Here is a 7,251-nt window from a genome sequence, read left to right as displayed (position 1 = left end):
GGCACCACCAGCGCCGTCAAGGCCTTCCAGAACGCCCACCACCTGGAAAGTGACGGCATCACCGGCCCCGACACCTGGAGCCAACTGCTGTCCGCCGGCTGCGGCTGACCCCGGCCTCTCCGCTCCTCCACCGTCCCCGGGCCCGCGGACAGCCTCGTCCCCGGGCCCGCGGACAGCCTCGTCCGCGGGGCTCGGGCCGGCCCTGACAGCCGCTCCGCGCACCCACCGACGTCGAACAAAGGAGTCCCCATGCCCCACGACACGAACCCCGAACAACACGCCGCAGCAAAGCTCCAGAAGACCACCGGGATCCTCATCGGAGCCGCCTTCACCGCCCTGATCGCCGTCCTGCTGACCGCCAACGCCCAGCGCACCGCGCGCTCGGCCATGCTGCAACCACCCCCGCCAGCGGCAACCGTCACGGTCCCCGCCGAACACGCCGGCAGCCAGGACGAGCCCGAGGAGGACACCGGCGACTGGTCCGAGGCCCTGTCCCCTTCTCAGACCGCTCCCAGCCCGAGCCGTAAACGGCCCGCAGTCCCTTCCCCGACCTCCACGGCCAAGGCCACCAGACCGGCAGACACCACCAAAGCGCCGAGTCCTCCGGCTCCGGCTGCCACAACGCCATCGCCCTCTCCCTGTACCTACAGCACCGACCGCACCACCATCCTGACCCGCGGCAGCACCGGCCCCGCCGTCCGCCAGGCCCAATGCCTCCTCAACACCGCCCTCGGCCAGCACCTCGCCCTCGACGCGGACTTCGGAACCGCCACCGACCAAGCCGTCCGCCAACTCCAGACCTGCGCCCGCATCACCATCGATGGCAAGATCGGCCCCGCCACCTGGAAGGCCCTCACCACCCCTCCCCCCACCTGCCGCACCACGTAACCCCCCGAACGCGACCGGCCTCCCCTCGCAGCGCCCAAGGCCCACCGCCGCCATGACACCGACATCACCGAACGGCGCGACGGCAACGGACGACGGAACACGACGCTGGGAGCGCCGAGACCCGCTGGACGGAACCTGCTGGCGGCACTCGGCATCAAGGAGAACCCGGAGTTGGCCACCGCGCGGGCAAAGGCCGCGACCAAGCCCAAGGTCTCGCGTGCCGACCGATGTCAGGGGACAAGGAAGACTCCCCGCTGGCGGTCAGTTGGCCTCCCCGCTGGCGGACACGAAACCTCCCCGGTGACGGACAGCTGATCTCCCCGCAGACCCACCCAGCCCATGACTCAGAGTGGGCGGGGTGAAGAGCGATAAGGAGATCATGGAGATTCTTGAGGCCTACGACCTCACCGGGAGTTACCGGAAGGCGGCCGAGCTGGCCGGTTGCGACCACCACACCGTGCGCCGTTACGTGCAGCTGCGCGGGCAGGGGATCGACCCGACCGAGCGGGCGGTGCGGTCGAAGCTGATCGACGACTTCCTGCCGAAGGTCGAGGAACTCGTCGAGCGGTCCCGTGGCCGGGTCGGCGCCGACGCTGTTCACAAAAAGATCGTCGCGATGGGCTTCACCGGCACCGACCGCACCACCCGCCGGGCCGTCGCGGCGGCGAAGGAGTCCTACCGGGCCGGGAACCGCAAGGTCTTCCGGCCGTGGATACCCGAGCCGGCGATGTGGCTGCAGTGGGACTGGGGCGAAGGTCCGCGCATCGACGGCAGACGCACCAGCCTGTGGTGCGCGTGGCTGGCCTGGTCCAGGTTCCGGGTGGTCATCCCGGTCCTCGACAAGACCCTGCCCACGGTCGCGGCCTGCCTGGACGCGACGTTCCGCATGCTGGGCGGGGTCCCGACCTACTGCCTAACCGACAACGAGAAGACCGTCACGGTCGAGCACGTCGCCCGGATCGCGGTCCGCAACCCCGCACTGGTGCCGATCGCCCGCTACTACGGCACGGTCATCCGCTCGTGCATGCCGGCCGACCCGGCCTCGAAGGGCAGCACGGAGGCGACGGTCCGGATCGCGAAGCGGGACCTGGTCCCCACCGCGGTTAACCTCCGCCCCGACTACGGCGACTTCGCCCAACTGCAGCAGGCCTGCGAGGACTTCATGAGCGAGGTGAACGGCCGGATCCACCGCGAGACCCGCAGGATCCCGGCCGAACTGCTGGCTGAGGAACGGATGCGGCTGCACCCGGTGCCCGAGCAGCCGTTCACCGCCGCGTTCGGCGAGACCCGCCGGGTCGGCAAGGACTCCACGATCTCGGTCGAGTCGGTTCGCTACTCGGTCCCGCACCAGCTCGTCGACGACCGGGTCTGGGTCCGCTTCCACGGCGACGAGCTGATCGTCACCGCGATGACCGCAGGCATCGCGGCCGAGGTCGCCCGCCACCCGCGCTCGGCGCCAGGCAGTCCGCGGATCGCCGACGAGCACTACCCCAACGCTCCACGCGGCGAGCGCACGCCGAAGCCGACGAACCCGGCCGAGGCCCAGTTCCTGGCGATCGGGCCGGGGGCGGCGGCCTGGCTGGTCGAGGCCGCGGCGACCGGTGTCCGCCGGATCAGGGCGAAGATGGCCGACGCGGTCGCGCTCGCCAGGCTCTACGGGGCGGCCGATGTCGACCGCGCGCTCGGCACCGCGGCGACCGTCGGGCGGTTCGCCGAGGGCGACCTGCTGTCGATCCTGGACCACCAGGGCGAGTACGACCTCACCGAGCCGATCCGCCGCAGCGAGACCCACAGCCTGCAGCCGGGCACCTCTGCCTGGTCAGGCTTCGGCTCAGTCTGAGTCCTCGGGCTCGTCGATCAGCCCCAGGGCGACGGGGAATTCCTCCAAGAACTGCCGCCGGCCCGGGTTCTCCTCGGCCTCGGCCAGGTCCGCCAGGACCTGCAACATCCGGTCACGCTGGTCCATGGACAGCCGCCCGAGCACCCAGGCGACGCTCTCCATCATCTTCACCGCGGAGTCAGGGTCGACCTCGTCGTCCTCGCAGCTGTCGAGGAACCAGACGACGTCGACGACGAGTCCGGCGAGGACGGGCACCAGCGGGTCCGTGTCAGTCATCCGGGCAACCTATCCGACCCTCATGACAGCAACCCCACCACCTCGGCCGACGGGCAGATCATGTCGGCCTCGACCTGGAAAGAGCACCTGTTTCATGAACGACAGTCCCGCCCAACCGGCCGCGACGCGGCCCCGCATGCAAGCCCCGGCCTCGGCGGTCGCCGCGACGTCCGGCGCCGCGTTCGACGAGGCGATCGCCTTGACCCGCAGGTTGAAGCTGCCGCACATCCGCCGGGCGATGGCGCAGATCGTCCCCACTGCGAAGGCCCAGCGCTGGGATCCCGCCGAGATCGTCCGGGCTTTGCTGGCGGAGGAGGCCGCCGGCCGTGATGCGGCCAACCTCCGCACCCGTCGCACCCGCGCGGCCTTCCCGACCGGCAAGACCTTCCACATCTGGAACGAGGAGGCGTCCTCGATCCCCATCCCGACACAGTCCGCACTGCGGACCCTCGAATGGGTCGGGCGGCGCGAGAACCTCTGCGTCGTCGGACCGTCGGAGACCGGGAAGTCGCACTTCAGCGAGGCGCTCGGCCAGTCCGCGGTCGACGCCGGGATGACGGTCGCCTGGTTCACCATCGAAGACCTCGGGGCCCTGATCCGCCGTCACCGCGTCGACGACTCCGTCTCGAAGGCCATCAATCGGATCACTCGCACCGATCTGATCACCGTTGACGACATCGGCCTCCTGCCGGTCTCGCCGGACGCCGCCGAGGGCTTCTACCGTCTGGTCGATGCCGCCTACGAACGGCGAAGTCTGGCCGTGAGCAGCAACCTTCATCCGTCTGGATTCGACGAGATCATGCCCAAGACCCTCGCCACCGCGACCGTCGACCGGCTCCTGCACCACGCCCACGTCGTCGTCACCCAGGGCGACAGCCACCGCCTCGCCGAGGCAACCACCGGACGAGGCGTCGTCCCACTCGGCTGACCCACAAGCGGGGACTTCCAGCGTCCGTCAGCGGGGAGATCAACTGTCCGAGAGCGGGGAATCCTACTGTCCCTTGACAGGTGTTCGGAGACAGGCCCCGGGCGCGGAGCGAGGCGAGGAACGCGGTTGCTTCCACGTGCAGGGTCAGCGTGGCGGGGTCAGCGACCACCCACCGCATCGAGCTATCTGCCGGGTCGGTCGCCCGCTCCGCCACCCAGATGCTGTTCATGAGCGGCACCATCCCAGCCCGATGCCTGTGCTGGCCCGGCTCGTCGGCTCCGCTTCACCCAAGGTAGGGGAACCACGGCAAACGTCACCCGCCGCAGACCGCCACCCGGTACCGTGCCCTCCCCCGCAGGCCAGACCCACACCAAACACACCCCACACCACGACCACCCCCAGAAAACATCAACGCCCTGACCGAGGAAAAGGGGGTACCGAGCACGACACCTGGCGGCGCTCGGCGGCTGGCCCTGCTTGCAGGCCGGCAGGCCCAGGATCACGCCTGATCGCAGGCTCCTACCTGGGCAACCCTGTGGTGGGGGACGGAGCGTAGGGTGGCGCGGGATGACGACATATCAATGGCCGGACGGCGTTACCGGGCCAGACGCGCCGCCCCGGTTCGCGCTCATCAGCTCCGAGGACTCGCCGCCCATGGCGCTCTGCGCGCAGGTCGATGGCCTCTTCGTCGACCCACCGCGGCGGCCGTACGAGCTGATCGGCTGTGCACCGGCGGGGCGGATGGCCGATGCGCTGAGCGTCGGCCCGGGCATGGCCGAGCTCGGCGACCTCTGGGTGAAGCCGGTCGCCGACGAACACTGTCCGGAAGGCTCGCAGCGGCTCTACCCCTGGAGGCTCGTCGACGCCCGGGTCCTCGGATGCCGGCCGAATGCAGCCGACGCGGCGTTGGTGGACGTGGTCATAGCGGCGGCCGACGACTGGATCCCGCCGCCCGAGGACCCGTATCTCGCAGCGGGCATCCGACTCCATGACGGACGCGAGTGGCTCGCCACCTGCCAGGACTTCGGAAAAGTGGTCCCGGAAGACTCCGCAGGAGACGGGCATTCGTTGCGCCTTCTCGGGTGCGCGGTGGGCGACGAGCTGGCGGCGGCGCTCACAGCGGTCGGGCGGCGTGCGCGGCGGTTCGAGCTAGTGCAGTTGGTGGCTCTCGACCCGCTGGGCACGGCGGCGACAGGCTGGGACCTCGACGCGGAGATCGCCCACTGGTGTCCTTCGGAGCTCGGGCAGGGTCTGGTCGACCTCACTGTGCGCTGGATTCCCTGGGATGCTCCCTCCCTGCGCGCCCGCCCGATCGTGGAGCGTTGGCTGGACGGCGCGCCGTCGACGCCCAACATCTGGGCGGAGTTCGACGCGTGGGGGCGTGATCAGTGGCTCACCTGTGTGCGGAAGCCCGGATACTCGCGGCATCCTCGCCCTGATCAACCACCGGGCAGCACCTACCACTTGGACGGCCGGTACATCACCGACAAGGCCGCTTTCTACTGCGCCCTCGGCGAGGCGGTCAACGGCCCCGGCGGTTACTTCGGCTGCAACCTGGACGCGCTGGCCGACTGCCTGCGCGGGAGGTTCGGAGCGACCTCACCGTTCACCCTCGTCTGGCACGCCTCCGATGTCGCCCGCCAACACCTCAGCAGCTTCATCAGCCACCCGGATGGCAAGCCGTACAGCTACTTCGACAAGATCCTGAAAATCCTCTCCGAGCGCGGCATCGAGGTAATGCACCGCTGAGTCACACCCCTGAGACCGAGGGTCGGCAGTACGCAGTCCTGGATCAACCGGTCGGCGTCGATGAGCCCTCGCCCCGTTCGCCGCATCGTGGGTCGAGCAGAACGGGCGGCTGCCCCGGGGGTTCATCCCGCTGGCGACACCCCCAGCAAACGTGCCTCACGCACCATCAACACCTGCCCAGGAGGACAACCCCGCAGGTCATCCCCACACCAAACGTCCCAAACACCAAAACCAGCCCTAGATAATCGATATGCCAAATGCAGATTCGGTTGTTCTCCAGGGTCGGGGCAGCATGGTGGATATCGTCCAGGCCATCGGCCGCGCCCTCCGGATGCAACCAGGCGGGGGAAAGACAGCCAGCCTGATCGTACCGGTTTTCCTCGAGCCTGGAGAGGAGCCAGGGGACATTCTGGAGTCGGATTCCTATGGCCCCCTGGTCAAGATCCTTACCGCTTTGAGGTCACACGACGCCAAGGTGGTCGAGGCCCTGGCGGTGCCGCAGAGGTCCGGTAAGCGCACGAAGGGGCGTAACGCTGAGGCGGCGTCTGGGCCTGGTGAGAGCTGGTCGACTGAGGGTGGTGCGGGGGCGTTCACGTTGCCGGTGCGGTTCCAGGCGCCGGTGGATGAGAATGTGCTCGCGCTGTTCATCGCGTCGCGGGTGCTGACGGGTGAGAACCAGTTCTGGCGTGAGGGGATCAACCATGCCAGGCGGTGGCATGAGGAGACTGGTGGGCTCGATGTTCCCTATTCTGCGATGGTCGGCGAAGAGGGGAAATTCCCGCTCGGGAAATGGATTTCGGACCGGCGCAGCGAGCACGCGAATGGCGAATTGCCACGCCACCGGGTCGACATGCTGGAGGCGATCGGGATGATCTGGTCGGTCTCCGACGCGCGGTTCGAGGCCGGGTTGGACTGGGCGCGGGTCTGGGCGAAGGGGCATGGCGGCTCGCTCGCGGCGCCGGCACGGGCCTCGGTCGGCGGGTACGCCATCGGCACATGGCTCTCCGAGCTGCGGGCCGCGGCCCAGGTGCCGGCCGACCAGCCGGGAGCGCTTGCGCCGGAGCGGCGGGCCGCGCTGGAGGAGATCAACCCGTGGTGGTGCCCCACCTGGCCGATCACCTGGCAGCGCGCCTACGCGACCGCCCGGCAGTGGTGGCTGGAAGCCGACGGACGGGTCGACTGGGCGCAGCTACCTTTGGAGACGGTGTTCGAGGGCGAGCAGCTCGGCCGCTGGGTGAAGGCGCAGCGGGCCGGCTGGCCGGGCCTGGAGGCGGACCAGCGGGACCTCCTGACGGCGATCGGCATCCAGGAGGACCAAGAGCTGGCGGCCGCCAAGGCGGCCGCGGAGGCGAAGCCGAAGCTGTCCCGTGCGGACCGCTTCCAGCTCCACCTGGCAGCACTGGCCGAGTTCGTCGAGCGCGAGGGCCACGCGAAGGTCCCGCGCGCGCACAAGACCGCCGAGGGCCTGTCGCTGGGCGCCTGGCTCAACAACACCAAAGCCCGCCGGGACAAGCTCACCGCCGAACAGCTCGGGCAGCTGGAGGCCCTCGGGGTGGCCTGGTAGACCCGG

7 protein-coding genes are annotated in these 7,251 nt (G+C 69.6%); 6 read left to right on the top strand and 1 reads right to left on the bottom strand.

Features of this window, described 5'->3' with window-relative positions; translation table 11 throughout:
- From ACZ3UD_RS36870 to istA, 3 genes are all read left to right on the top strand, one after another.
- Nucleotides 1–108 (top strand): peptidoglycan-binding domain-containing protein (locus ACZ3UD_RS36870; RefSeq protein WP_465598241.1); only part of this gene is annotated, 108 nt, incomplete at its 5' end.
- Nucleotides 109–249: 141 nt separating this feature from the next.
- Complete coding sequence (locus tag ACZ3UD_RS36865) at nucleotides 250–888, top strand: peptidoglycan-binding domain-containing protein (protein ID WP_465598224.1); 639 nt, start codon at nucleotides 250–252, stop codon at nucleotides 886–888.
- Between the two features lie 358 nt (nucleotides 889–1,246).
- Nucleotides 1,247–2,728, top strand: a complete 1,482-nt coding sequence (gene istA / locus ACZ3UD_RS36860; protein WP_465598221.1) for an IS21 family transposase — start codon at nucleotides 1,247–1,249, stop codon at nucleotides 2,726–2,728.
- Here the strand turns inward: istA and ACZ3UD_RS36855 are convergent.
- Complete coding sequence (locus ACZ3UD_RS36855; protein ID WP_465598218.1) at nucleotides 2,720–3,004, bottom strand: hypothetical protein; 285 nt, start codon at nucleotides 3,002–3,004, stop codon at nucleotides 2,720–2,722. The two genes, istA and ACZ3UD_RS36855, sit on opposite strands and share 9 nt — an antisense overlap.
- 136 nt (nucleotides 3,005–3,140) lie before the next feature.
- Between ACZ3UD_RS36855 and istB the strand changes: the two genes are divergently transcribed.
- The 3 genes from istB (at nucleotide 3,141) to ACZ3UD_RS36840 (ending at nucleotide 7,245) form a co-directional block, all read left to right on the top strand.
- Nucleotides 3,141–3,932, top strand: a complete 792-nt coding sequence (istB, locus tag ACZ3UD_RS36850; protein ID WP_465598238.1) for an IS21-like element helper ATPase IstB — start codon at nucleotides 3,141–3,143, stop codon at nucleotides 3,930–3,932.
- Nucleotides 3,933–4,499: 567 nt separating this feature from the next.
- Nucleotides 4,500–5,681 (top strand): barstar family protein, encoded by a 1,182-nt coding sequence (locus tag ACZ3UD_RS36845; protein ID WP_465598215.1) that lies wholly within the window; start codon nucleotides 4,500–4,502, stop codon nucleotides 5,679–5,681.
- A 292-nt stretch (nucleotides 5,682–5,973) separates the two neighbouring features.
- Nucleotides 5,974–7,245, top strand: a complete 1,272-nt coding sequence (locus ACZ3UD_RS36840) for a helicase associated domain-containing protein (RefSeq protein ID WP_465598212.1) — start codon at nucleotides 5,974–5,976, stop codon at nucleotides 7,243–7,245.
- Nucleotides 7,246–7,251 lie beyond the last annotated feature (6 nt).

The organism is Kitasatospora sp. NPDC023118, assembly GCF_055560875.1.
Note: the sequence above shows the minus strand (reverse complement) of the source record. Positions and strands in the feature narration are given on the sequence as shown.